The organism is Arthrobacter sp. TJ-270 (assembly GCF_058269075.1).
Window position 1 is genome coordinate 95,393 of the sequence record NZ_JBZCNB010000003.1, and the last position, 22,653, is coordinate 118,045.

Annotated in this window: 23 protein-coding genes and 1 tRNA gene; 8 read left to right on the forward strand and 16 right to left on the reverse strand. The window is 62.3% G+C overall.

The genetic code is table 11. The annotated features are described in order from the left end of the window. Window positions 1-3 precede the first annotated feature (3 nt). Together AC4D2M_RS07635 and AC4D2M_RS07640 are read right to left on the reverse strand one after the other, a co-directional pair. A complete protein-coding gene (locus AC4D2M_RS07635) occupies window positions 4-480 on the reverse strand; it encodes an FHA domain-containing protein FhaB/FipA (RefSeq protein ID WP_490891047.1) in 477 nt (158 codons plus the stop codon). A gap of 2 nt (window positions 481-482) precedes the next feature. Next, entirely contained in the window at window positions 483-1,205 is a 723-nt protein-coding gene (locus AC4D2M_RS07640) for an FHA domain-containing protein (RefSeq protein WP_490891048.1), read from the reverse strand. Window positions 1,206-1,470: 265 nt separating this feature from the next. On the opposite strand from AC4D2M_RS07640, the gene AC4D2M_RS07645 reads away from it, so the two are divergent. Next, window positions 1,471-1,556 (forward strand) — tRNA-Leu (locus AC4D2M_RS07645). Window positions 1,557-1,620: 64 nt separating this feature from the next. Here AC4D2M_RS07645 and AC4D2M_RS07650 read toward each other — a convergent pair. Genes AC4D2M_RS07650 through imuA' form a run of 3 tightly spaced genes read right to left on the reverse strand, consistent with a single transcriptional unit; the run spans window position 1,621 to window position 7,465 of the window. Further along, complete coding sequence (locus tag AC4D2M_RS07650; protein ID WP_490891049.1) at window positions 1,621-5,028, reverse strand: error-prone DNA polymerase; 3,408 nt, start codon at window positions 5,026-5,028, stop codon at window positions 1,621-1,623. A gap of 44 nt (window positions 5,029-5,072) precedes the next feature. Next, on the reverse strand, window positions 5,073-6,674 hold the full coding sequence (locus tag AC4D2M_RS07655) for a DNA polymerase Y family protein (RefSeq protein ID WP_490891050.1): 1,602 nt from the start codon (window positions 6,672-6,674) through the stop codon (window positions 5,073-5,075). Further along, the gene (imuA', locus tag AC4D2M_RS07660) at window positions 6,671-7,465 is read right to left on the reverse strand and encodes a DnaE2-dependent mutagenesis accessory factor ImuA' (protein ID WP_490891051.1); all 795 of its coding nucleotides are present in this window, start codon (window positions 7,463-7,465) and stop codon (window positions 6,671-6,673) included. The genes AC4D2M_RS07655 and imuA' overlap by 4 nt, the downstream gene beginning before the upstream one ends. Window positions 7,466-7,557: 92 nt before the next feature. Between imuA' and AC4D2M_RS07665 the strand changes: the two genes are divergently transcribed. Further along, window positions 7,558-8,259, forward strand: a complete 702-nt coding sequence (locus tag AC4D2M_RS07665; protein ID WP_490891052.1) for an SOS response-associated peptidase — start codon at window positions 7,558-7,560, stop codon at window positions 8,257-8,259. Between the two features lie 3 nt (window positions 8,260-8,262). On the opposite strand, the gene AC4D2M_RS07670 is transcribed toward AC4D2M_RS07665, so the two are convergent. Then, complete coding sequence (locus tag AC4D2M_RS07670; RefSeq protein WP_490891053.1) at window positions 8,263-8,643, reverse strand: DUF5997 family protein; 381 nt, start codon at window positions 8,641-8,643, stop codon at window positions 8,263-8,265. A gap of 147 nt (window positions 8,644-8,790) precedes the next feature. On the opposite strand from AC4D2M_RS07670, the gene AC4D2M_RS07675 reads away from it, so the two are divergent. After that, window positions 8,791-9,498 (forward strand): LysR family transcriptional regulator substrate-binding protein, encoded by a 708-nt coding sequence (locus AC4D2M_RS07675; RefSeq protein ID WP_490891054.1) that lies wholly within the window; start codon window positions 8,791-8,793, stop codon window positions 9,496-9,498. A 14-nt stretch (window positions 9,499-9,512) separates the two neighbouring features. On the opposite strand, the gene AC4D2M_RS07680 is transcribed toward AC4D2M_RS07675, so the two are convergent. Beyond that, window positions 9,513-10,889 carry a GH1 family beta-glucosidase gene (locus AC4D2M_RS07680; RefSeq protein WP_490891055.1) on the reverse strand — a complete coding sequence of 459 codons (1,377 nt, stop codon included), beginning with the start codon at window positions 10,887-10,889 and terminating at the stop codon, window positions 9,513-9,515. A 104-nt stretch (window positions 10,890-10,993) separates the two neighbouring features. Here AC4D2M_RS07680 and AC4D2M_RS07685 point away from each other — a divergent pair, with 104 nt between their 5' ends. Beyond that, complete coding sequence (locus tag AC4D2M_RS07685; protein ID WP_490891056.1) at window positions 10,994-11,860, forward strand: CPBP family intramembrane glutamic endopeptidase; 867 nt, start codon at window positions 10,994-10,996, stop codon at window positions 11,858-11,860. On the opposite strand, the gene AC4D2M_RS07690 is transcribed toward AC4D2M_RS07685, so the two are convergent. Further along, window positions 11,861-12,382: a DUF4262 domain-containing protein gene (locus AC4D2M_RS07690; RefSeq protein ID WP_490891057.1), complete on the reverse strand. Its 522-nt coding sequence runs from the start codon at window positions 12,380-12,382 to the stop codon at window positions 11,861-11,863. It abuts the gene before it with no gap. A gap of 120 nt (window positions 12,383-12,502) precedes the next feature. Here AC4D2M_RS07690 and AC4D2M_RS07695 point away from each other — a divergent pair, with 120 nt between their 5' ends. Then, entirely contained in the window at window positions 12,503-13,315 is an 813-nt protein-coding gene (locus AC4D2M_RS07695; protein WP_490891059.1) for an enoyl-CoA hydratase/isomerase family protein, read from the forward strand. 51 nt (window positions 13,316-13,366) lie between these two features. Here AC4D2M_RS07695 and AC4D2M_RS07700 read toward each other — a convergent pair whose 3' ends face one another. Then, window positions 13,367-13,846 carry a Dps family protein gene (locus AC4D2M_RS07700; RefSeq protein WP_490891061.1) on the reverse strand — a complete coding sequence of 160 codons (480 nt, stop codon included), beginning with the start codon at window positions 13,844-13,846 and terminating at the stop codon, window positions 13,367-13,369. 220 nt (window positions 13,847-14,066) lie between these two features. On the opposite strand from AC4D2M_RS07700, the gene AC4D2M_RS07705 reads away from it, so the two are divergent. Further along, window positions 14,067-14,639: an SRPBCC family protein gene (locus tag AC4D2M_RS07705; protein WP_490891062.1), complete on the forward strand. Its 573-nt coding sequence runs from the start codon at window positions 14,067-14,069 to the stop codon at window positions 14,637-14,639. 62 nt (window positions 14,640-14,701) lie between these two features. On the opposite strand, the gene pstS is transcribed toward AC4D2M_RS07705, so the two are convergent. The 4 genes from pstS to AC4D2M_RS07725 form a co-directional block, all read right to left on the reverse strand. After that, a complete protein-coding gene (pstS, locus tag AC4D2M_RS07710; RefSeq protein ID WP_490891063.1) occupies window positions 14,702-15,814 on the reverse strand; it encodes a phosphate ABC transporter substrate-binding protein PstS in 1,113 nt (370 codons plus the stop codon). Window positions 15,815-15,873: 59 nt separating this feature from the next. Then, window positions 15,874-17,361 carry an FAD-dependent oxidoreductase gene (locus tag AC4D2M_RS07715; RefSeq protein WP_490891065.1) on the reverse strand — a complete coding sequence of 496 codons (1,488 nt, stop codon included), beginning with the start codon at window positions 17,359-17,361 and terminating at the stop codon, window positions 15,874-15,876. Between the two features lie 112 nt (window positions 17,362-17,473). Continuing rightward, entirely contained in the window at window positions 17,474-18,490 is a 1,017-nt protein-coding gene (locus AC4D2M_RS07720; protein WP_490891066.1) for a transketolase family protein, read from the reverse strand. After that, the gene (locus tag AC4D2M_RS07725) at window positions 18,487-19,350 is read right to left on the reverse strand and encodes a transketolase (protein WP_490891067.1); all 864 of its coding nucleotides are present in this window, start codon (window positions 19,348-19,350) and stop codon (window positions 18,487-18,489) included. The genes AC4D2M_RS07720 and AC4D2M_RS07725 overlap by 4 nt, the downstream gene beginning before the upstream one ends. A 243-nt stretch (window positions 19,351-19,593) precedes the next feature. Between AC4D2M_RS07725 and AC4D2M_RS07730 the strand changes: the two genes are divergently transcribed. After that, entirely contained in the window at window positions 19,594-20,157 is a 564-nt protein-coding gene (locus tag AC4D2M_RS07730; RefSeq protein WP_490891068.1) for a cysteine hydrolase family protein, read from the forward strand. Window positions 20,158-20,199: 42 nt separating this feature from the next. Here AC4D2M_RS07730 and AC4D2M_RS07735 read toward each other — a convergent pair whose 3' ends face one another. Next, entirely contained in the window at window positions 20,200-20,406 is a 207-nt protein-coding gene (locus tag AC4D2M_RS07735; protein ID WP_490891070.1) for a hypothetical protein, read from the reverse strand. Window positions 20,407-20,526: 120 nt separating this feature from the next. Then, on the reverse strand, window positions 20,527-21,324 hold the full coding sequence (locus AC4D2M_RS07740) for an SDR family oxidoreductase (protein WP_490891072.1): 798 nt from the start codon (window positions 21,322-21,324) through the stop codon (window positions 20,527-20,529). A gap of 202 nt (window positions 21,325-21,526) precedes the next feature. Between AC4D2M_RS07740 and AC4D2M_RS07745 the strand changes: the two genes are divergently transcribed. Next, complete coding sequence (locus AC4D2M_RS07745) at window positions 21,527-21,988, forward strand: DUF4383 domain-containing protein (RefSeq protein ID WP_490891073.1); 462 nt, start codon at window positions 21,527-21,529, stop codon at window positions 21,986-21,988. Between the two features lie 78 nt (window positions 21,989-22,066). Here AC4D2M_RS07745 and AC4D2M_RS07750 read toward each other — a convergent pair whose 3' ends face one another. Continuing rightward, on the reverse strand, window positions 22,067-22,507 hold the full coding sequence (locus tag AC4D2M_RS07750; RefSeq protein ID WP_490891074.1) for an Hsp20/alpha crystallin family protein: 441 nt from the start codon (window positions 22,505-22,507) through the stop codon (window positions 22,067-22,069). Between the last annotated feature and the right edge of the window lie 146 nt (window positions 22,508-22,653).

Below are 22,653 nucleotides of genomic sequence, written 5' to 3' on the forward strand. Positions count from 1 at the left end.
TGACTATGGCCTCAATTCAATGACCGTCTTACCGATCCGAATGGGTACTCCAGGCTCCACTGGTAGTGCGCGCGTTAGCTGATTGCCTCCGAGGTAGGTTCCGTTGGTCGATCCCAGGTCCTCTATGAACCAGCGGCTGCCCTGCGGAAACAGCCGGGCATGGCGGCCTGAGGCATAGTCATCCTCCAGAACGAGCGAGGCTTCCTGCGCACGGCCGAGCAGGATGGGACTGGATGCGAGGTCAAGGGAGGTCCCCTTGAGGGGTCCTTCCGTGACAACGAGACGTCTGGCCTGCGGCTTGGCCGGTGGTTCCTCAACGAGCTCGGGATGTTTGCGGGCCTGCCGGGCCGACGGTGCACCGGTCCGGTTACGGAGCCCGACGACGAGGTCCCGCCGGAGCGCGCTGACAACGCTGAGCACGAGGATCCAGATCAGGAGGAGGAAGCCGTATCTCAGCAGCGTTACGGTCAGATCACTCATGCTTAGTGGCCGCCGTTCTGCACGGGTACAAGTCGGAAAGTCATGCGGGTGCGGCCCATTGTGATTACGGTGCCGTCCGTCAACTCAGCCTCTCCCTGCACACGCTGCCCGTTTACGTAGCTGCCGTTCGTCGAGCCGAGGTCCACAGCGCGGGACTGGCCCTGGCCGGTGTGGATCTCGAGGTGACGCCGGGATACGCCGGTGTCATCGATCAGGATGTCTGCTTCCGATGAGCGGCCCAGCAGCACGGAACCGACGTTGAGCGAGTAGCGCTGACCGTCGAGCTCAAGGACCGGCTGGTAGGGGGTTGGTTGGCGGCTTGGGGCGCTCGGAGCTGAAGGTCGCTGCGTGGGCTGCGTCTCCGTAGCGGAGTCGATTTCGAAGACGCCGGGTTTCAGGGCGGAGTCCCGGGTGAAGGACACCCGAACCGGACCCTTGAGAGTGTAGTTCTGACTGTTGACGTGTTTGATAACGACGTCGCACAGTTCCTCGGCGAGCGGAGACCCCCACTCCTGGGCGAGGGCGAAGTCGGGATCGGACAGCCGGGCGGTGAAAACATTAGGGGCAAGGGTGCGTCCCTGCGCCAGCGTCAGCGACTTGTTGTCGAGCTCCCGGCGGAGTGCGCTCGCTATTTCGACGGGTTGCACCTGGGAGCGCGAACCGGTGGAGAAGGCACCACGAACGATCTTCTCGAGTCCGCGCTCGACGTTATCCAAAATGCCCATGGTCTACCTCCTCACCTGCGTTTTTGGCTACCCGGACCTGCCCGCACGGAAGCGCGCGGAGGCATGCAGGGTCGCTGCTGTCTTGTGTCGATACTACTGGGGCGTCCCCTAAATGGCCTTAACCGGGGACGTTGCCTGTCGATAACATTCAACGTTTCCGCAGATTTCAAAGTTGCGGAACGTGGGGCAACTCATCCGTTTAGGTGTTTTTGCCAGGCCTCCGTTATGCTTGTTTCTGCTGATTCGAAGGATCTTCACTCAATTTGCGCGAGTGGCGGAACGGCAGACGCGCTGGCTTCAGGTGCCAGTATCCGAAAGGGTGTGGGGGTTCAAATCCCCCCTCGCGCACCAACTGAAATGCCCCGGCCTCAGGTCGGGGCATTTCTTTTTGTTGCAGTGCCCCCGGCGCATGGCCTCAGCGGAAGTCCCTTGATTTTGTGGTGGCCTTGAGCCGGAGGACCTCGAACTTGTCCGCGACGAGGTTCACCACCCCTTCGTTGGACCGTTCCAGTACCCCCCGCACCAGCACGCTGCTAGCCTCCCTTGCTATTCGCCGGTAGCGCTGCCACACGCCCACTGAGCAAATGACATTTACCAGACCCGTCTCATCTTCGAGGTTCATGAAGGTGATGCCGCTGGCGGTGGCAGGGCGCTGCCGGTGGGTGACTACTCCACCGACCTCAACCCGCCGGCCGGGCTCGGCGGAAAGGAGGTCTGCGGCCGTCAGCGCACCCCGGCGTCGTAATGTTGGCCGGACATGGCGCACGGGATGATCATCGGTGGTGATTCCCGTTGACCAGAGATCAGCTGCCACTCGGTCTCCTTCGGTAAGGTCCGGAAACAGGGGCGGCTGGATATATACAGTGGTCCCCTTGATTTGGCCCTCACGCTCGGTAGAGGCGGGGCCGGCATGCCAGAGGGCTTCCCGCTGGGAGAGCCCCATTGAGTCAAACGCTCCGGCCGCTGCCAGTGCCTCGAGCTGATTCGAGTTCAGTTGCGTCCGGCGTGCAAGATCACCCATGTTCTCGAACGGGCCGTTAGTCCCGCGCTCCTCGACGATGGCCTGGGCAAGTTTTTTGCCGATTGACTGGATACTGTCCAGCCCTAACCGGACCGCATAGTTGCCATCCCGGCGATGAGTAGTTGAGTCGAACGGAATGGAGCGATCAAATTTCCCTACGGGGGGCTGGTGAAACGCAAGGCAGTCGGCCGAACCTGTGGGCGCCGTGGCGGCGGAGCCGTTGACCTCAAGATCCGCATGGGTTCCGGAAAGCAGGATGTCCGGACGAAGGACTGTGACACCGTGTCGGCGGGCATCGGCCACCAGAGTCTGGGGAGAGTAGAAGCCCATCGGCTGTGCGCGCAGGAGCGAGGCAAGAAAAGCCCCCGGATAGTGAAGCCGTAACCAGGCACTGGCGTACACCAGCAGGGCGAAGCTGATCGAATGGCTTTCAGCAAATCCGAAGTTGGCGAACGCCTGGATTTTTCGATAGACGGAGTCGGCGACCTCCCCGGTGATCCCGTTGGACTTCATGCCCTCATACAGCTTCTCCCTGAGTGTGTCGATCCGCTCGAGGCCTCGCTTGGACCCCATCGCGCGACGCAACTGGTCCGCGTCTGCACCCGAGCAGTTACCTACCACCATGGCCATCTGCATGAGTTGTTCCTGGAAGAGCGGAACGCCGAGCGTGCGTTTGAGAACCGGTACGAGTTTGGGATGGAGGTAGCTCTCTTCCTCCTCGCCCAGTTTCCGTTTGATGTACGGATGCACCGCTCCGCCCTGAATGGGTCCGGGACGAACCAGCGCAACCTCAATGACCAGGTCATAAAAACGTCGGGGCTGCAGGCGCGGCAGCATTCCCATCTGGGCGCGGCTCTCCACCTGGAACACTCCGATGGAATCGGCGAAACACAGCTGGTCGTAGACACCCTGTTCTTCCCGGGGCATGGTGTGCAGCGTCCATTCCTCGCCGAAGTGTTTCTTCACGAGGTCGAAGTTGTACTGGATGGCTGCCATGATGCCGAGCCCCAGCAGGTCGAACTTGACCAGGCCCATCCAGGCGCAGTCATCCTTGTCCCATTGCAGGACGGTGCGCCCGTCCATTCGTCCATGCTCTATTGGGCATACTTCTCCGATCGGGCGGTCGGTAAGCACCATTCCTCCCGAATGGATCCCCATGTGGCGCGGGAATTTCAGTACGCCCTGTGCCAATTCCACCACCGGTCCGGGAATGTCGTGATCATCGCTGGAAACCAGTGCGCCCCACCGTTCCACCTGCTTTGACCAGGCGTCCTGCTGCCCGGGGCTGTGTCCCAGCGCCTTGGCCATGTCGCGGACCGCAAACTTGGGCCGGTAGGTGATGACGTTGGCAACCTGTGCGGCATTGAATCGACCGTACTTGTTATAGACGTACTGGATGACCTCCTCGCGGCGGTCGGAATCAAAATCGACATCGATATCCGGTTCCTCATCCCGCAGGCTGGAGAGAAAGCGTTCAAAGGGGAGGTCATACAGGATGGAGTCGACGGCGGTGATTTCCAGCAGGTAGCACACCGCGGAGTTCGCTGCTGATCCGCGTCCCTGGCAGAGGATTCCCCTGCTGCGCGCAAACTGAACCAGATCATGGACGATCAGGAAGTAGCCCGGGAAGTCCTTCTCCTCGATGACGTGCAGTTCTTTCTCAATGCGCTCACATACATCGGTGCGACCGGCGTAAAACTTCGCGGCCCCTTCCCACACCAGTTTTCTCAGCCAGCTCATCTGGGTGTGGCCCTCGGGCAGGTTCAGTTTGGGCAGGCCGGGCTTGACGCTGCTGAGCCGGAACGCCAGATCATCGGCCAGTTCCACTGTCCGTTCCACCGCCCCTGGATAGGCGGCGAAGCGGGTGGCCATTTCGGCGCCGCTGCGCAGGTGGGCAGAGCCCGACGCCGGTAACCACCCGTCCATGTCATCAAGCGATCTGCGCGCCCGGACGGCCGCCACTGCGGTGGCGAGTCTGTGTTGCTCCGGAACGGCATAGTGCACATTGTTGGTGGCAACGACGGGCAGCTTCAGCCGGGAGGCGATCTCCCACAGGGCATCGTTGTGCGTACTGTCCAGGGGATTGCCGTGGTCATAAAGCTCGACGGCGACATTGCCCGCCCCGAACAGGTCAATCAGACGCCGGGTTTCCAGTTCCGCTTCCTGAAGGTCTCCGTTGAGGAGGGCATGGCGGACGGACCCTTTGCGGCATCCGGTCAGGATCATCCAGTTGTTGCCTGCCCTGGCGGCGAGCTCGGAGAGGTTGTACCGGGGCTTGCCCTTCTCGGCTTCCGGTTTCAGCTGGGCTTCAGTGATGGCCGCAGCCAGCCGATGATAGCCCTCGGCGCCGCGGGCCAAAACGAGCAGATGCCGGCCCTCGGGATCCGGTTCACCGTTTTGAGGTTTACTCAATTCCAGGGATAGCTCGGTGCCGTAGACCGTGGACAACCCGGGATGTTTTTCCGCCGCTTCAGCCAGATGGACAACCCCGTAGAGACCGTCGTGATCGGTCAGCGCCAGCCCGTGGAGATGAAGGCGGTGGGCTTCCTCAACAAGCTGTTCGGGACTGGCGGCGCCATCAAGGAAACTGAAGTTCGAATGCACGTGTAGTTCCGCGTAGGGCACCACAGGACCGACCGTGGTTGGCACCGCGTCTTCCGGCGGGGAGTACGGATGTCGCTTCAGCGACCACGCCGGGCTGTCACCACCGTCCGCACCCAGGGGAGGGGAACCGGGACGGCGCCGGTCGGAGAGGGTGCGTTCGAACTCGGACCAGGAAATAGGGGGATTGTTGAAACCCATATCAGGGCCCCGCGTCCGTGTGGAGCGGCCCGCATGCTGGGCGCTCAGTCATAGCTGGCCTCCGCCCACCAGTGGTGATCCTCAAGAAGCAGCAGCCAGGCAGTTCCCGATTCATCCACGACCTGGAACCGGTTGAGTGTGCGCCCGTTTGAATCCCACCAGCGCTCAACGATGGGCCAGGGCCCGGCCCAGGAAGAAATGGCGGATTGCCGGGGAGGCGTAGCGACAAGCAGGGCCGGAGCCGCTGTCAGCAGTCCGCGCTCATCAACGTCCACAGCGTTTCCGGTCCTGTCCAGAACCTCGACGGAACGGGGTTCATCGAAGACGGTGGCAGGAGCAGGACCGGGAAGCTGGCCGGGCCACGGGAGATCCCGGCTTTTCGCTGCATCCTCCGACGGTGGATCTCCCCAGGGAATGAAAACCCGCCGGTCGGTGAGCATCCTTCCTCCGGCCACCATGGCAGTCAGCACCGCCCCATGTCCCAGCATGCTTTGCACCCGGGCAAGGCCGTGGTGAATATTCTCGTCGGGTCCCGTTCCCCACAGGCCGTCCGCATGGTCGCTGAGATCCTCTACGGTTTCGGGCAGAAGTTGGATTCTGCTGATCCCGGAACTCAGCCCATGCTCAACGTTGCCGCTGCCCTGTAGCTGCCAGCGGACACGGTCCAGCACATCATCGGCGTCGAACCAGCGGGGATGGCGCCAGAGCCGAACTGATTCCTCACCGGATTCTGACTGCAGCCGTACCACCAGGACGGTGCACACCAGCCCTGCCTCACGCAGCCGGCCCACGAATTCTTCCGCGGACAGACGGAGGGTGAATGTGAGTTCATCAATGCGTGCCAGCGGCGGTTCACAGTGCACGACGACGTCGAGTTCCGCCGGTGGTTTTCTTTCCACCACGCTGTGGTGGTCAAATCCGGTTGCCTTGAGATGGGCCAGCGCGCCTTCCGCGCCGAACCGGTTGCGCACGTCAGTACGGGTGAGGACAGCGAAATCGCCCAGAGTGCGGATTCCGAGCCGCCGCAGGACCACCGCGAGTGCTGGTTCCTCCAGAACTTCCAGGGGGAAGCTGCTGAGAAAAGAGGCCGACTCCCCGGGTGGGATGATCCACACCGAGTCGGTCCCCGCATCATCCAGGAATTCAGTTGCCCGGGCGGCATGCTCAGCGGCAAAAGGGCTGTCTGCCACTCCCACGCGGGCGGCAGTGAGGCCAATGGTGGCGAGGGCCTTGAGCAGAACAGCCGCAGCGTGCTCTTCACTGCCGTAATACCTGGCCGGACCCTTGGCATGAAGGGCACACAATCCCGGGCGGACCAACTGCACCCCGGGCATGATTTTCTCTACCGCGGCTATGACGGGTTCAAAGGTTCTCGCATCCAGCGCAGGATCATAGGGAAGAACAGTGAGGGCGGTGCACCGGGCCTGGGCTTCCCGGAGACGAAGTCCCCGTTTGACTCCCTGTTCCCGGGCAGCGGGTGAGCAGGCGAAAACCTCGCCTTTCTCGATCAGTGCCACGGGATGTTCCGCCGGCAGGAGGTATTCCCTCAGTGCTGCAGTGATGGGCCAGTCGGGACACCAGAGAACCATGGTGCGGGTAGTGGTGGGGGAAGCCGGTGCAGCCTGGCCGGTACGGGGAAGTTTCATGATGCGCGGGCCGACCGTGAGAAGAATTCCTGCTGCCCGGACTCCGCGTGCGCAGCGGGTGTTGATGCAGCCCAGGGCCCGCGCTGGAGATCCGGAAGCCACAGGTCCGCAGTACGGGAACGGCCGGTGGAAGCGCGCGCTGTAATCCTCATCCTGCGGCTTCGAAGATGGCCGGTTCCTGAACCCAGGCCCTGCCAGTTGCTTCCGGTCACGCTGAGCGTGGCCTCACTGTGCGGCCACGGGCCCATGGTCACGAGTGCGGCACCCCGCTGACGCAGGCGGGCCATGAGGCGGGACGCATCCGACGGAGTGACTTGTTCCGGAGCACAGGTAAGGACAACCGACACCACGTCCACCATTGCTGCGGTGACTGTGAGCCATTGGTCACCGGGATTTGGCACCAAAACCAGTTTGTCCAGCGCTATGCCGAAGCCGGCGGCGGCTTCCACACTGAAGGTGGGCATGCCGATAACGCTGCACCAGGCTCCGGCACCTGATGGTCCGGCCAGCAAAGCCATGGCGAGAGTGGTGGAGTTGGTCACCGAATACGCGGTACCCGCCTGCAGGCCACCACCCGGAAGGATCCCTGCCAACACCGGCACGGTGGGCATCCGCCGGGAAGAGGGCCGGCTGTTCTGCATTCCGTTGATTCTGGATTGCAGTTCTGCCTTGAGCCTGGCCTTGGAGTTGGCTGCGGCAGCGTCATCCACCGCAGACAGTGCCCGACGGGCACCCTGCGGGGGGTGACCCGAGGGAACCGCCTGATACGGGGCTGCAGCTGGTGAACTCACACTTAATATTCGAACCTGTGTTCGATTAAGTCAATTGATCGTAGGACCTGTGGAAGAGTCTGTGGACAAGCGATACGGAGTAGCCTGTCTCCATGTGTGGACGCTTTGTTGTGGCAGGCTCAAACAAGGATCTGGTGGACCTTTTCGACGTCGAGACGGTGGGCGACGATCTCCCCGGACCCTCGTGGAATATCAGCCCCACCGACCCAATTCGCGTGGTGTTGGAGTCCCTCAAGGACGACCACGTTACCCGTCGCATGGAGGCGGCGAGATGGTGGCTGACGCCGTCGTTCTCCAAGGAACTGAAAACCAAGGGCCCCACCTTCAACGCCAGAGCAGAAACCGTGGGCAGCAAGCCCACCTTCAAGCCCTCACTGGAGAGCCGCCGTGCCCTCATTCCAGCCAGCGGCTACTATGAGTGGCTAACCGAGGGGAAAACCAAGACCCCGTTCTACATCCACCTGCCCGGTGAACCGGTGGTGTTTGCTGGACTGTATGCGTGGTGGCGCAACCGGGAACTGCCGGATGACCATCCCAACCGGTGGGTCCTTTCCTCAACCATCCTGACCCGCGAAGCAGTGGGAGGAGTGGCCGAAATCCATGACCGCACGCCCGTGACGCTGCCCCGCGAATTCTGGAGCGAGTGGCTGAACCCGACAACAAAGGGGACGCAGGAACTGGCTGACGAAGCGGTTGCCGCCGCCACTCCCGTTGCGGAACGGCTGCAGTTCCATGAGGTGGGACCCGTCCGGGATGACAGCCCCGTGCTGATCGAGCCGCTGAACCCGGCGTAGGAGCTAGTCCTTCGCGCGCCGCGCTTCCTTGGCCCGCTTCTCCTCGGCACGCACCCGCGCCATCGTTGAGCGCTCTGCCACCAGCCACTCAGGCGGTGCCTGAAGCAGTGCGGTGATCTCCGCCGTCGTCAGCGGGTCCGTAATTCCACCGCGGGCGAGGCCACTGATCGAGACGCCAAGTTTGTGCGCCACCACCGGGCGCGGGTGCGGACCGTTGCGGCGCAGCTCCGCGAGCCACTCGGGCGGATTCTCCTGGATCTCGTTGAAGTCTCCACGGGAGATGTCGTTGTCCTGGAACTCCTGTGGTGTTGCGGGCAGGTAGATGCCAAGTTTCTTCGCGGCTGTAGCCGGTTTCATGGTCTGCGGGGACTTCGCTGGGGTCATTCTCCTAAGCGTACTGGGCGAGGCCCCGCGCCGAGCGCCAGCGAGGAATGGGAGCCCAGAAGCGCGTACTGGGCGAGGGCCCCGCGCCGAGCGTCAGCGAACTGTGGAGGACAGGAGCGGTAGCGTCGACTGGGTTACTGTGAAGACGTGCCCGAGTTCCAGCCTTCCGCCCTGAACATCGGTTTCGTGCCCGGGGTGACGCCCGGGAAGTGGGTGGGACGCTGGCGTGAGCGGAATCCGCATCTTCCGATCGAAGCAACCGAGTACGACGACGGCGCGCTTGCCTCAGCGCTCCGGGACGGTTCTGTGGACATCGCCTTTGTTCGACTACCCGTTGACCGGGACGCGCTCAGTGTCATCCCGCTCTACCAGGAACTTGCTGTGGTGGTCGTCTCGAAGGACAACGAGCTCTCCTTGCTCGACGAGGTTCCGCTCCCCGAACTGGGCGATGAAAAGGTCCTCGACGTTCAGGAGTGCGGCGGCGCGCGAATGGCTGTCGAGGTTGTGGCGTCGGGTGCCGGCGTCGTTGTGCTTCCCATGTCCGTTGCCCGTCACTACAACCGCCGCGATGTCGTTGCCCGTGTTGTGCCGGACGCGCCCCCAACCACCATCGCCGTCGCCTGGATTGCCGATAACACCACGGATGAGATCGAGGAATTCGTCGGCATAGTCCGCGGGAGGACCGCGCGGAGTTCACGGCAGCCGTCGGCGCAGAAGGAAACGTCCAGGGAGCCCAAAAAGACGGCAAAGCCTGTGAAGGGCAAGCCCGCTCCGGGTAAGAGCAAGAACACCAAGCGCAAGCCGGGGAGCTCCAAGGGTGCACAGGGCGCTCGCGGCCGCGGTCGTCGTCGTTAGCGGTTGAACCGGGACTAGGATGCTTCGGCGGCCAGCGGCGGTTGGGCAGCATCAGCGCCGGCGCCGCTGTGCTGGGCAATGATTTCCGCGTACCGGTGGAAAGACGCCCGCGGAATGCGGTCAAGCGTGGCGGGTTCCATGCGGATCAGACCGAACTTTTTGGTGTAACCCTCCTGCCACTCCCAGTTGTCCACGAGGGTCCAGTGGAAGTAGCCGCGGACATCCACGCCTTCGGCAACGGCATCCCCGATCGCTGCCAGGTGCTTTTCCAGGAACTCGATCCGGTTGGTGTCTTCGACGTCTCTGCCCGGGCCGTCGTCATACGCGCAGCCGTTCTCGGTGATGTAGATCGGCGGGATGTTTGGGTACTGCTCCTTGAGCTGCTTGAGGATTGTGGTCAGGCCGCTGGGGATGACCGGCCAGTCGAAGTCGGTTTTCGGCACGTCGGAGTAGTCACGCGGCATGAAGGGGACCGGAAACAGTGGAGGGGCAGCCCCAACCTTCGTCGGGAAGTAATAGTTGATGCCGTAGAAATCCAGGGGTGTGGAAATGATCTCCATGTCCCCGTCCTGGATGACCTCGAAGGACATGCCCTCGATCTCCCCTAGGTCTGCCGGGTATTCACCGGTCAGCAGCGGAGCCGCGAACTGGCCGTTGTGGTAGTGGTCATAGAGAAGCGCGAGGTTGCGTTCCTTCTCCGAGTCGCCGGCGGGCTCAACGGGGGAGTGGTTGTTGACGATCCCGATGGGGGTGTCCAGGGTTTCACGCAGCACCCGCACGGCCCGTCCGTGCGCAAGCAGCAGGTGATGCGCAACCGAAAACGCGCTACCGAGCAGCATGAGCCCGGGGGCAGCCCGCCCGATCGCATGCCCGACGCCGGTGTGCACCACCGGTTCATTGACCGTCATCCAGGCGGCAACCTTGCCCCCGAATTCGTCGCGGAGGATGCGCGTGTATTGGGCGAAGGCGTCGATTGTGTCGCGGTTCTGCCAGCCGCCGGCGTCCTGTAACGCCAACGGAAGATCCCAGTGGTACAGCGTTACCCACGGTTCGATGCCGCGTTCCAGCAGCGCATCGAGAAGCCGGTGATAGAAAGCGATCCCCTCGGGATTCGCCGGGCCGAGACCGGTGGGCTGGATGCGGGGCCAGGCAATGGACATCCGGTACGCCTTGGCGCCGAGCTGCTTGAGCAGGTCGAAGTCTTCCTCGTACCGGTTGTAGTGGTCGCACGCGAGGGCGGGGCTCGAGGCATCGAGGATGTTGCTGTGCTGGCTCGCGTATTCGTCCCAGATACTGGGTCCGCGTCCACCTTCATTGACGGCACCCTCAATCTGAGCCGCAGCCGTCGAGGTCCCGAACACGAACCCTGGCGGTAATCCGAACTCGCTCATCCACACTCCCTGATCTTGATGTCCCTTCACTAAAGAACTACCCACCCCCACCCGTCAACTGCGACGCCCAGTTTCTTCCCCGAATAGACCGGTAGGGTGCTTGCATGGCCCGATCCATTCCCTCACCGATATGGCAGCAGACGCCGCTTCGCCTGGCCAACCCCAGCCAGCTGACCGCCGAGGGACCCCTCGCACCCCGCTGGGGAGCCGGACTGGCACTGAGCGGGCTGGTGCTTGTGGTGCTGTTGCCGCTGCTCGGGACCCTCGCGCTGGCGGAGACACTGCCCTTCGGTCCCGAACTGGTCTTCGCGTCATTGCTCTTGACTTGGACGGCGATGTTCGGCGTTACCTTATATGCCTCGCGGCGTCACGGCTTCCGGTCCCTTTCGCGCGACTTCGGTCTGCGGTTCCAGTGGGTGGACGTGGCGGTTGGACTGGGAGTCGGCATAGCCGCCCGCATTGTCGTGGCGATAATCCTCATCCTTCTCACCCTTCTGTGGCCACTGCAGGACGGTGAAATTATCCAGGGCAATGCGGAACTGTTCCTAATGGGGGATACCGTCTGGTTGCTCATCAACGGTGTTCTCGGCGGTGTACTGATTGCACCCTTTCTTGAGGAGCTGTTCAACCGTGGCCTCGTGCTGCGGGGGGTCCAGAACGCGCTATGGCTCCGACGCACAGGCAACCGGCGTGACGCAGTGACACCTGCCGTGCAGAGGCGGTCCATCATGACCTCCACGGTCATTGCCCTGTTGGTGAGCTCCCTTGCCTTCGGTCTGCTGCATACCGGTGCTGTTCCGGACCTCCGTTCTTCTGTCTACCTCCTGCTCAGTACATTCACGATTGGCCTGATGTGCGGTGTGCTGACGGTTATCACCGGGAGGTTGGGCGCGGCGATTGTGACCCACATAGTGTTCAACGGCACGGGCGTAGCCTTACTGCTTCTGATTCCGCCCGAGCTGCTGCCCTAGCTATGAGCTGTCCTTGCCATCAACCAGGTCCCCCAAGGTGCCGTTGCCGAGGAAAGGCTGTGCCGCGAGGAACCGGATTTCCCACTGCTGTGGCAGGTGATTGTCCGAACCGACCATCCAGTAGACCTGCAGCGCGCTGAACCCGTTCTGGCCATATAGCTGGAAAGCATCCCGAAGTCTTCGCAGCGATGCTCGCCGCACACCGACGGTCTGCCCGTTGAACTGGCCGTGGAAAACCCGGCTCCCAGGCCGCGTGAGCTGATGAAGCGCCGGTTCAAGCAGTGACCACGCATGACGCACGTGGCCCGGGCTTTGGCCATAGAGTATGAGTTCCGGAAGGCCCTGCTCCGTCAGGCCGACGGTGTAGGCGCAGGGCAGTTCACCGGTGGTGTGGCTGAATCTCAGCAGGACTCCCTCCTGTGCCATTTGCGAATCGATCTGTTCCCGGTTGAGCGCTTCCGCCCGTCCGAGGTTCAGGAATTCCAGCGACGAGCAGGGTGGATGAAAGATGAGGTCGGTCATGGATGCGCTCCTTCGGTGTGCCTGATTCAAAGGTGTCATCCCCCTCCGACATTTCACCGGGCCGCTGCCGCACCAGACCTCGGGCTCCCTTCACCCGCTCCTAGGACTACGCTTGGGCGCATGCGTTTTCCCGTCTACGCCACGCTCCTCACCGACATCCGCGACTCGGTGCTGACCATTACGGTGAATCGGCCCGAAGCCCTTAATGCCCTCTCCTGGAGGGTGATCGAAGACCTTGAGCACTGCATCGCCGCAGTGTCGGAAGTTCTGACCAACGACGACGGCGCGTGGCCGGTTCGCGGCGTGATCATCACCGGCGCGGGAAAGGCCTTCGTCGCCGGCGCGGACATTCGTGAAATGACAGCGATGACCCCGGACGAAGCTCACGCCTACAGCTCACGCATGCACCGGGTCACCCTCGCGATAGAGCAGCTGCCGGTTCCCGTCATCGCTGCTGTAAACGGTTTTGCCCTGGGTGGAGGCTGCGAGCTGGCGATGGCGTGCGACGTCATTTATGCGGTGTCGGCGGCGTCCTTCGGGCAGCCGGAAGTCAGCCTAGGCCTCGTTCCCGGCTTCGGTGGATCCGTGCGGTTGCCACAGTATGTTGGGCCCGGTCTGGCGCGCGACCTGCTCTTCACCGGACGCCGCATGAACGCCGAGGAAGCACAGAGAGCGGGTCTGGTCACAGCGCTGTTCGACTCTGTCGAGGACCTGCTCGACGGCGCGCGCAGCACAGTCGCGCTGGTGGCACGCCAGTCTCCCGCCGCCGTTGCGCTCGTCAAGCAGACGCTGTCAGCCGCCCAGGGCAAGCCCACCGGTGAAGGCCTTGCCATTGAGGCGGAATCTTTCCGCGCCGCTTTCTCAACCGAGGACAAGGTAGAAGGAACGCGGGCCTTCCTGGAGAAGGAACGTCCCAACTTCCCCGGTCGCTAGGAACGCGAAAGGGTGGCGGTCGGACGACCGCCACCCTGCTGCCTAGGTGTTCTACTTCTGTTCGGGCTTCACCACGTTGGCCGTGGGCGTCATGTTCTCGGCGTCCACCATCCAGGCGTACTGCTCAAACTTCTCGATCATGCCGTGCAGGATATCGGCGGTGGTGGGATCTTCCTCGTCCACCTGGTCATGGACCTCACGCATCCGGCCGACAGCTGACTCCAGCATGGCAACCACCATGGTGACTGTGTCCTTGGTGTCCACCAGACCGGACGGGAAATCATTCAGCGAGGTTCCCTTGGCGACGACGGCGCTCCGCCCGTCCGGAACCGCGTGCAGGGCACGCATGCGCTCGGCCATCTGATCAGCGAACAAACGCGCATCTACGATGATTTCGTCCAGTTGCAGGTGCATGTCACGGAAGTTCTTGCCGACGACGTTCCAGTGGGCCTGTTTGCCCTGCAGGTGCAGTTCCACCAGGTCAACCAGTACAGATTGCATGTTGTCGGTCAGGGTCTTTGACGCCTTCATTAATCCTCCACTCGTCAGGGAAATCCGGCCGCTGAACGCCGCCAGCATCGGTTCCAGCCTAGACTCGGACTTTTTGCCGAATCCAGTTGCTGGGAAAACTCTAAGTAAACTTAGCATTTTATTGATCCGTGATGAGCCGTGGGTTAGCGTGGCGATCAAGCGGTCATCAACACCGCGACTTGTTCCACGCGAGTTCCAGCACAAAGAGGAGGAACAGACAATGGCAACAGTTCAGGAATTTATTGACGTTTCAGTGCCGGTGTCCACCGCCTACAACCAGTGGACGCAGTTCGAGACCTTCCCTGAGTTCATGGGGGGAGTGGAGTCCATCACCCAGATCTCTGATACCCGAAACCACTGGGTCACCAAGATCGGCGGGGTGGAACGGGAGTTCGACACCGAGATCACCGAACAGCACCCCGATGAGCGCATTGCATGGAAGAGCACCGATGGGAAGTCCCATGCCGGCGTCGTCACCTTTCACAGGCTTGATGAGTCCACTACCCGGGTAACTGTCCAGCTGGACTGGGATCCGGAGAGTTTCACCGAGAAGGTCGGAGCAGCGGTTGGAGCCGATGACCGGCAGGTGAAGTCCGACCTCGCCCGCTTCAAGGAGTTCATCGAGAACACGGGGAATGAGACGGGTGCCTGGCGGGGCAACGTCGACGCGCCCGGTTCGGGTTCGGCTACGGTCAGCCAGACGGCCGATCCCCTGGCGGGGGGCGCAGGCCTTGCCGATCCGTCGCTGGACGATCCGGAGTCGGGTGGACCTCGAGCCTCCAACCCGGCCTAAGGCAGAACACGAAACGGAGGGTCCGCTTGCGCGAGGACCCTCCGTTTTTCACGTGTAGGTGTTTACTTCTCGACGCTGATCGTATTGATCGCTTCCGTGGCGCGCTTCGACAGGCTCTCTGAGATCGGCGCGCTGCCGGCGGCTTCGGCTGCGGCCTGTTGCCCCTCATCGCTGACCACAAAGGAGCCGAAGGTTTTGATGAGATTCGCGGTTTCCTCATCCTCGTAGGTAGCGCAATAGATGTGGTAGGACACGAGGACCAGTGGGTATGCTCCGGCCGCTGTTGTTTTCCGGTCAAGGTTCAACGCGATGTCGAATTCGGCGCGGCCTTCCACCGGCTCAGCGACGTCGACGGCGGCAGCAGCCGCTTCCGGACTGACCGAGACATACTCATCGCCCACCAGGAGCTTCGCCCTGCCGAGCGGCGGTCCCACGGCGGAGTCGTCCGCGTAGGTGACCGCTCCTTCTGTGCTGGAGACGGTGCTGACGACGCCGGCATTGCCCTTGGCGTTCTCTCCCGCCAAACCGGACGGGAAGGTGCCGTCCGCCTCGTCGGTCCAGACGTCCGGCACCACTGAGTGCAGATAATCGGTGAAGTTCTCTGTTGTTCCCGAGTCGTCCGAGCGGCTCACGGGCGTGATACGGGTATCGGGCAGGTCCACGCCCTCGTTCTGGCTCGCGATCGCGGGATCATTCCAGCTCGTGATCTCACCGTGGAAGATGCGGGCGATCGTTTCCGCGTCGAGGTTCAGCTCCTCGATTCCCGGAAGGTTGAAGGCGATGCTGATGGGGGCCACGTAAGCCGGAATGTTGAACGCGCCGTCGGGGCCGCATACTTCGCGCGACTCCTCGAGCTCTTCCTCGCTGAGGTAGGCATCCGATCCGGCAAAATCGACTGCACCGGCAAGGAGAGCACCACGGCCCGCCCCGGACCCGTCGGGAGAGTACTGCACCCGAACATCCGGGTGGATGGTGGCAAACTCCGACTGCCAGGCATTCATCGCAGGACCCTGCGCCGATGATCCGGCACCGGTAATGGTTCCACTCAGGCTGGAGGAAGCGTTCTCAGCCGCAGCTTCCTGCTCGGAGCCAAGCGGATAGTCCGAGCCGCAGGAGGCGACGGTAAGACCGGCAGCACAGCTGAGGGCGATGGTAAGAGCGCGACGAAAAATCACACGCCCACGATACAGGTGAATGCTGAGTGAACCCACGTTGAATAGCGGGTGAACTCATCCTAGGGCGCTTGAAGGTCGCGCGTGGCAGGTCCTTCCAGCCGTTCGCCGTCGTGGGTGAAGCGCGAGCCGTGCAGCGGGCAGTCCCATGATCGCTCGGCATCGTTCCAGCTCAGAACTCCGCCGAGGTGCGGACAAACCGCGGACACACGATGGGTCACGCCGTCGATCTGGCAAATCCCGACCGGCCGCGCACCGTTGCGCACGACGACGCCCTGACCCTCAGGCGGCTGAGCGTGGGAGGATCGAACCAGCCCTCCCAGCCAACCGGCGACCATTTCGCGGCCCACACCGGCATTGGTCTTCGCGGTGCTGAGTGCATCCTGTTTGCCCACGCGGATTTTGTAGAGCTCATTCGCCCAGGGCATGTTCCCACCGAGAATTTCCGCGGACAGGGCCAGGGCTGCAGCTACTCCGTTGGTGAAGCCCCACTTGTCGAAACCGGTGGCGGTGTAGATGGACTGGCCTCCCACCGGCATCTTGCCGACATAGGGAACGGACGACGCCGGTCGGTAGTCCTGCGCCGACCAATTGAATGCCGGTTGTGCAGTGGGGAAGTGCTCCTGGGTCCAGCGGATGATGTCATCGACAAGGGACTGGGTGTGCGCCTGGCGCCCGACGGCATGCCCGTTGCCGCCCACGATGAGATACGGCCGGCCTTCAACCGTGGCATTGCGCAACGTCCGGGAGGGCGAATCGACCGAGAGGTACATGCCGTTGGGGATCTCATCCTGCACCGTGAAAGCGACCGCATAGGAACGGTGCGGTTGGAGGACGGAAAAGTGTCCGCCGCGGTCCAGGATCGGAGTACCCGTGGCGATGACCACGTGGGCTGCTGACACCTCACCGACGGAGGTCTGGACGGTGGTTCGTTCGCCCTTTGTACTGCCCGCCTTCACCCCCGTCACCCTTGCGCCCTCGACCAGGTGGCCGGAATGTTTCCGCAGGTCGACGGCCAGTGCCGCGAGCACCTCCATCGGGTGTACCTGCGCCTGGCCTGGTACGCGCAGGGTGCGCGTCACCGGGAAGGGCAGTTCCGAAGAGTCCCCCAGAACGGCGGTGAGTCCGGAGTTCGCGCACGCATCGCGTTCGTCACTGAGGAGGCGGGCGCCGTCGTCGGTTACCGCGTAGTTCACTGCGTCGCGCAGCTCGTGGCGAACTCCGTTCTCGTCACAGAACCGGAGCAGCCAGCTCTGGCCTTCGCGGTTTCCGGTGACGTAATGGCGAGCCAGGGCCGCGCCGTGATGCTTGATGATCGAGGACAGCCGGGTGCCCTGCAGCAGTGACACCTTCGCCGTGCTGTTTCCCGTGGTAACCGCTCCGACGGTGCGGGCTTCCAGGACCGCAACGCGCTGGCCGGACCGCGCAAGCAGCGCGGCCAGGGTGAGCCCGGTGATGCCGGCACCGACGATCACAGAGTCGTACTGGCCGCCCTCCTGGAAGGCGTCGACTGGGATGCGCGGTGACGATTCAAGCCAAAGTGATTTCACAGCCAGTTCTCCTTCTATACGGCGGTTGATCAGTTCCGCCCAATACCTCCGTGTGGCCAACGCTAGACCTCGCCGGGGATCACCTCAAGGAGTGGCCGAGCTCGAGCGGCTATCAGTCCGCGCGTTCCGTATGCGGGGGGTTCAGTAGCCTCTTGACCCGCTCAACGATCTTCGAGGTGCTGACCCCGTAGCGGTCGTTGAGGGTGGGCAGGGCGCCGGCGTCAAGGAATTCGTCGGGCAACCCAATCGGGGTGACGCGGCGATGAACGCCGTCACGCACCGCAGCGTGTGCCACTGCGTCGAAGAGGCCGCCGATGATTGTGTGGTTCTCACAGGTGAGAACCACTCGGTCCCGAGCCAGCTCGCGCAGAATGGTGGCCTCGTCCAATGGCTTCAGAGTCGGCACGTGCAAGACGGCCACGTCTACTTTGTCGAGCGCCAGCGCCTTCGCTGCTTCCAGCGCACGCTCGGTCATCAGGCCGGTGGAAATGAGCAGCACTTCTGCACCGTCACGGAGCAACTGGGCCTTACCCAGCTGGAACGTGTAGTCGTACTCGTCGAGGACCCTCGGGACCTTGCCGCGCAGAATGCGCATGTACGTCGGGCCCTCGTGTGCAGCCAGCTGGGGGACGGCCTGCTCAATATCGACCGCATCACAGGGATCAACAATGGTCAGGTTGGGCATGCCGCGGAGGATGGCAACGTCTTCCGTGGCTTGGTGGGAAGGACCATAGCCGGTGGTGAGACCGGGCAGCGCGCACACCATATTGACATTCAGGTTTGCCTCGGCGATATCCAGGCAGAGGAAGTCATAGGCGCGGCGTGTGGCAAAGACCGAGTAGGTCGAAACGAAGGGGACGAAGCCTTCCAGCGCCAGGCCTGCTGCGGCTCCGAGCAGTGCCTGCTCGGCCATGCCGATCTGGTAGAAACGATCCGGCATGGCATCGCGCAGGATATGCAGGTCGGTGTACTTGGCCAGATCGGCGGAAAGACCCACGATCCGTTCATCCTGCTCCGCCAATTGGACGAGCGCGTGGCCGAGCGGAGCGGCGGTGACGCGCTGGCCCTCATGGGCGAGGGATGCACTCATCGCATCCGAGGTCAGTCTCTTCTTCTGGGTGGTGCTCATGCTTCGAACGACTCCTTCAGCTGCTGGTGGGCCAGTTTCCATTCATCAGGGGCAACGGACATGAAGTGCAGCTTTTCCCGGTTCTCCAGGAACCGCACGCCCTTGCCGAGCTTGGTGTTCACGATCAGGCAGCGGGGTTGGGCAGCATCTGCGGCGCGCAACTCCTCCAGAGCGGTGAGGACGGCGGAGATGTCGTTGCCGTCAACGCGTCGGGTGATCCAGCCGAAAGCCTCCCATTTGCCGTCGATCGGCTCCATGCCGAGGGTCGATGAGCTCTTTCCATCGGCCTGCTGGTCATTGAAATCGACAATGGCGATGAGGTTGTCCAGCGCGTGGTGTGCGGCTACCGCAGCCGCTTCCCAGGTAGAGCCCTCGTTCAACTCGCCGTCGGACAGGATGTTGTACACAAAGGCCTGGTTCCTTTTTCGCTTGAGGCCGAGCGCCACCCCGTTTGCGATCGTGAGTCCGTGGCCCAGCGATCCACCGGAGATCTCCACGCCGGGCGTGTAGGAAGCCATCGCCGACATGGGCAGTCGCGAGTCGTCGGTTGCGTAGGTTTCCAGTTCCTCGCGCGGGAAAAACTTCGCCTCAGCCAGCGCAGCGTAGAGCGCAATGGCGTAATGGCCGATGGAGAGCAGGCATCGGTCTCTGTCCTCCCACTCAGGGTTGGCAGGATCGAGCTTGAGCTGGTCGGTGTAGAGGACGGCGAGTACGTCGGCCAGATCGAGCGCCTGTCCAATGTAACCCTGCCCCTGCACCTCGGCCTGGATGAGCGCATTGGTTCGGATGCGGTGGGCCGCTTCCTTGATTCGCTGTAGACGCTCCGCGTCAGGCGCGATCTGTTCTGTGGTCGATTCCATGGGTGTTCACCTCGTGTGGATTTCTCCGGTTTCGGCGAAACGCGCTCCTTAGCGGTCACGACCGCCGACGACGGCATTGTGTCAGGACTCACATTAGTCGCTCGACTGTTAACAGTCAACAAGTAGGCCGAGGAGGCCCAGTTGTTTGCCCTTGTCTTGTATGCAGCCACCCCGCCGCACGGGTGGAACGTAAGTATGCTGGCTAAATGGTCGCAATGGACCCGCAACAGGGAAGGAAGAGACATGACGGCTGCGCTGCTGATTATCGATATGCAGAAGGCGTTCTTCGAGGATGAAACCCTCGGACGGCAGCAGGATCCGCTGGTCAAGGCATGTAACTCGGCCATCGCGGATGCCCGTGAAGCCGGTATTTCGGTCTATGTAATCCGCACGGAGCATCAGCGGGACAAATCGACGTGGACCCTGAGCATGCTCGACGACGACCAGGGATTCCTTTTCAGCGGCACGGAACAGGCGGAGCCCGTTGACGGGCTGGACATCGACGGACTTCCGGAATTGGTGAAGACACGGGACAGCGCCTTCTTCGGTACCGATCTACTGCAGCGTCTACGCAATCTCAGCGTGGATACGGTTGTCCTCGCCGGCGTAGCGACACACAACTGCATAGCTCAGACTGCGGCGGATGCGTACGCCAACAACGTGCGGGTGGCGTACGCGAAGGAGGCGATCGCCTCCACCAATGAAGAGTATGCGGAGAACGTCCTTGGTGTGCTGATGGACGAATACCGCCAGCAGTCCCTCAATGCAGAAGACGTCCGGAAGCTCTTCGCCGTGGGTCGGGCCTGAGCGGGGGAGCGCCTGGGCACCGGTGCCCTGAGGGTGATGCAGTCAATATCCGATGCTGTATCCGTCCTCGCGGTGGAAGAGGCGCCGTCCCGCACCGTCGTCAAGACGGACCCAGACTACTGAGGAATCGTCTGCGCGATCGTCCAATACTCCCGTGTATTGGTTGCCGGACTGGTGGCGCAAGGTGACCTGCTGGCCGCGCTTCAAAGCGGAAAAGTCGGTCAGGGACTGGTGCTGCGAAGTGGTCATGGAAGAGCCTCTCTGAAGTGTGACTGACGCCACACTATTGGGCCTTCCTGAATGTTTGGTGAATGGAGTCTGGACAAAAACTAGGCAAACAAGCAAAAAACTAGTGACAGCAAAACGACCTCAGCCCTTCCGCCACGCGTGGTCGTGAAGGTGCGAGCCGGCCTGCGGTCCCATCTGCAGCATCCCGCCGTCAACGGCCCACGACGCGCCGTTGACGTAACTGGCCGCCGGCGTTGCGAGGAAGGCGATCACTGATGCGACTTCCATGGCAGCACCTGGACGGCCGATCGGGATGCCGGGGCGGTCGACCTCTTTCGGGTCCTCATCCTCGGCATCATTCATTGGCGTGGAGATCTCACCAGGGAGGACCGCATTCACGGTCACGCCGAGATGGCTCAGTTCAAGCGCCATGGTGCGCACAAGCCCGCCGAGCGCATGTTTGGAAGCGTCGTATGCAGTGGAGCCGACGCGTGGCTGTTCCTGGTGCACGCTGGTGACGGCGATGATCCGTCCGCCGTTGCCGGCTTCGATCATTCTCTGCGCCGCGCGCTGCATGCAGATGAACGCGCCGTCGAGGTTGACCGTCAGGATGGTCCGCCAGGTGTCGAAATCTGTTTCGAGGAAGGGCATCGGCTTGTTCATGCCCGCGTTGTTGACGAAGACGTCGAGCCCGCCGAGCTCTTCTGCGAGGTGATCAACCACAGCTGCCCCCGCCTCGGGGTCGGAGGTGTCCAGGTGAGCGATCACCGCCCGGCGTCCGCGCTGCTCTACTTCCCGCGCGGTTTGCTTCGCCCCCTCTTCTCCGGAATGCCACGTGATGCCGACGTCCATTCCGGCCTCGGCGAGGGCCACCGCAGTCGCCCGTCCAATACCCGAGTTGGATCCCGTCACTATTGCAGTCTTTGGTGAGAATGTCATGCACCATCCTCCCCAAGGTCCGGCAGGCACCGCAAGGGTCGATAACCAGACAAAGGGTTATCGAAAAGTTAACTAAGCATGCTTTCTATTTCCACTTCATTGTGTCAGTCTGGCATTACCAGTGGCGGGAAGTGCTGTTCATCATCTCGCAAGAACAAACGCCGACGCCCCGCCACGCCGGCAGATCAGAGGGGATATAGCAATGGCATCCACACACTCATCGGACCCGGGAGTTACAACCCGAAGCAACATCCAGAAAGCCGCGCTCGCAGTCGGAATAGTCTTCCTGCTTATCGGTATCCTCGGATTCATTCCGGGCATCACCAGCAACTACGATCAGTTTTCCATTGCGGGTCCTGGCTCGGAAGCGTTCCTGCTCGGGATCTTCCAGGTCTCCGTCCTGCACAATATCGTTCACCTCCTGTTCGGCGTAGCTGGTGTGGTAATGGCGAAATCGGCGACCGGCGCCTATAACTTCCTCCTGTGGGGAGGCGTTATCTATGCCGTTCTGTTCATCTATGGGCTGATTGTCCCGCATGACTCAGATGCCAACTTTGTCCCCTTCAACGCAGGGGACAACATCCTGCACCTGGTCCTCGCTATCGCCATGATTGCTCTCGCGCTTGCGCTGCGGGACAAGCACCGCACGGTTCGAGGCCGGTAACCTTCCAGAGGAGAAAGAACGACGACGGGTCGCAGCCCGTCGTCGTCGTTCTTTTTGCTGTGGTTCGGTGAAGGGGGATTAGGCTTCCACAGCCTTGTCGCCCCGTACCGGCTGGGCGTCCTCGCCTGAGACCACCTCGATCTTGCGGGCCTTCGCGCGCTCGCTGACCGGGATGGTGACGCTGAGGACACCGTTCTCATACCGTGCGGAGATGGCGTCAATGTCGATACCCTGACCAAGGTTCAGCTGCCGGAGGAAGGATCCGCTGTCACGTTCGCGGGTGAGCCACTTGACCCCCTCAACGTTGCGCAGCGTGCGCTCGGCGCGGATGGTGAGCAGCTGCCCGTCGACGTCAATATCAACTGACCCCGGGTCAATGCCGGGAAGGTCAGCGCTGAGGATGTAGTGGTCGCCCTCGCGGTAGAGGTCCATCGGCATCAGGCGCAGGCCCTGGCGGGTATCCAGAAGTGCGCCGGCCACGCGGTCCAGTTCGCGAAATGGGTCGAATTTCATAGCCATGATGGTTCACTCCCTGAGAATATCTAGTGTGCTGGGGTTGAGCCTTGTTCGCTCAACCTGTAGGTAGATTAGCACTCGACCCCATGGAGTGCTAACTCCTTTTTGTTCGCTCATAACGAACGCAAGCCCACGAAAAAACCCGTCCC

What these genes read in the sequence shown, in the direction of transcription:
- AC4D2M_RS07635 (WP_490891047.1), bottom strand. Translation starts at nt 480, where the DNA reads ATGAGTGATCTGACCGTAACGCTGCTGAGATACGGCTTCCTCCTCCTG.
- AC4D2M_RS07640 (WP_490891048.1), bottom strand. Translation starts at nt 1,205, where the DNA reads ATGGGCATTTTGGATAACGTCGAGCGCGGACTCGAGAAGATCGTTCGT.
- AC4D2M_RS07650 (WP_490891049.1), bottom strand. Translation starts at nt 5,028, where the DNA reads ATGGGTTTCAACAATCCCCCTATTTCCTGGTCCGAGTTCGAACGCACC.
- AC4D2M_RS07655 (WP_490891050.1), bottom strand. Translation starts at nt 6,674, where the DNA reads ATGAAACTTCCCCGTACCGGCCAGGCTGCACCGGCTTCCCCCACCACT.
- AC4D2M_RS07665 (WP_490891052.1), top strand. Translation starts at nt 7,558, where the DNA reads ATGTGTGGACGCTTTGTTGTGGCAGGCTCAAACAAGGATCTGGTGGAC.
- AC4D2M_RS07670 (WP_490891053.1), bottom strand. Translation starts at nt 8,643, where the DNA reads ATGACCCCAGCGAAGTCCCCGCAGACCATGAAACCGGCTACAGCCGCG.
- AC4D2M_RS07680 (WP_490891055.1), bottom strand. Translation starts at nt 10,889, where the DNA reads ATGAGCGAGTTCGGATTACCGCCAGGGTTCGTGTTCGGGACCTCGACG.
- AC4D2M_RS07685 (WP_490891056.1), top strand. Translation starts at nt 10,994, where the DNA reads ATGGCCCGATCCATTCCCTCACCGATATGGCAGCAGACGCCGCTTCGC.
- AC4D2M_RS07690 (WP_490891057.1), bottom strand. Translation starts at nt 12,382, where the DNA reads ATGACCGACCTCATCTTTCATCCACCCTGCTCGTCGCTGGAATTCCTG.
- AC4D2M_RS07695 (WP_490891059.1), top strand. Translation starts at nt 12,503, where the DNA reads ATGCGTTTTCCCGTCTACGCCACGCTCCTCACCGACATCCGCGACTCG.
- AC4D2M_RS07700 (WP_490891061.1), bottom strand. Translation starts at nt 13,846, where the DNA reads ATGAAGGCGTCAAAGACCCTGACCGACAACATGCAATCTGTACTGGTT.
- AC4D2M_RS07705 (WP_490891062.1), top strand. Translation starts at nt 14,067, where the DNA reads ATGGCAACAGTTCAGGAATTTATTGACGTTTCAGTGCCGGTGTCCACC.
- AC4D2M_RS07720 (WP_490891066.1), bottom strand. Translation starts at nt 18,490, where the DNA reads ATGAGCACCACCCAGAAGAAGAGACTGACCTCGGATGCGATGAGTGCA.
- AC4D2M_RS07725 (WP_490891067.1), bottom strand. Translation starts at nt 19,350, where the DNA reads ATGGAATCGACCACAGAACAGATCGCGCCTGACGCGGAGCGTCTACAG.
- AC4D2M_RS07730 (WP_490891068.1), top strand. Translation starts at nt 19,594, where the DNA reads ATGACGGCTGCGCTGCTGATTATCGATATGCAGAAGGCGTTCTTCGAG.
- AC4D2M_RS07735 (WP_490891070.1), bottom strand. Translation starts at nt 20,406, where the DNA reads ATGACCACTTCGCAGCACCAGTCCCTGACCGACTTTTCCGCTTTGAAG.
- AC4D2M_RS07740 (WP_490891072.1), bottom strand. Translation starts at nt 21,324, where the DNA reads ATGACATTCTCACCAAAGACTGCAATAGTGACGGGATCCAACTCGGGT.
- AC4D2M_RS07745 (WP_490891073.1), top strand. Translation starts at nt 21,527, where the DNA reads ATGGCATCCACACACTCATCGGACCCGGGAGTTACAACCCGAAGCAAC.
- AC4D2M_RS07750 (WP_490891074.1), bottom strand. Translation starts at nt 22,507, where the DNA reads ATGGCTATGAAATTCGACCCATTTCGCGAACTGGACCGCGTGGCCGGC.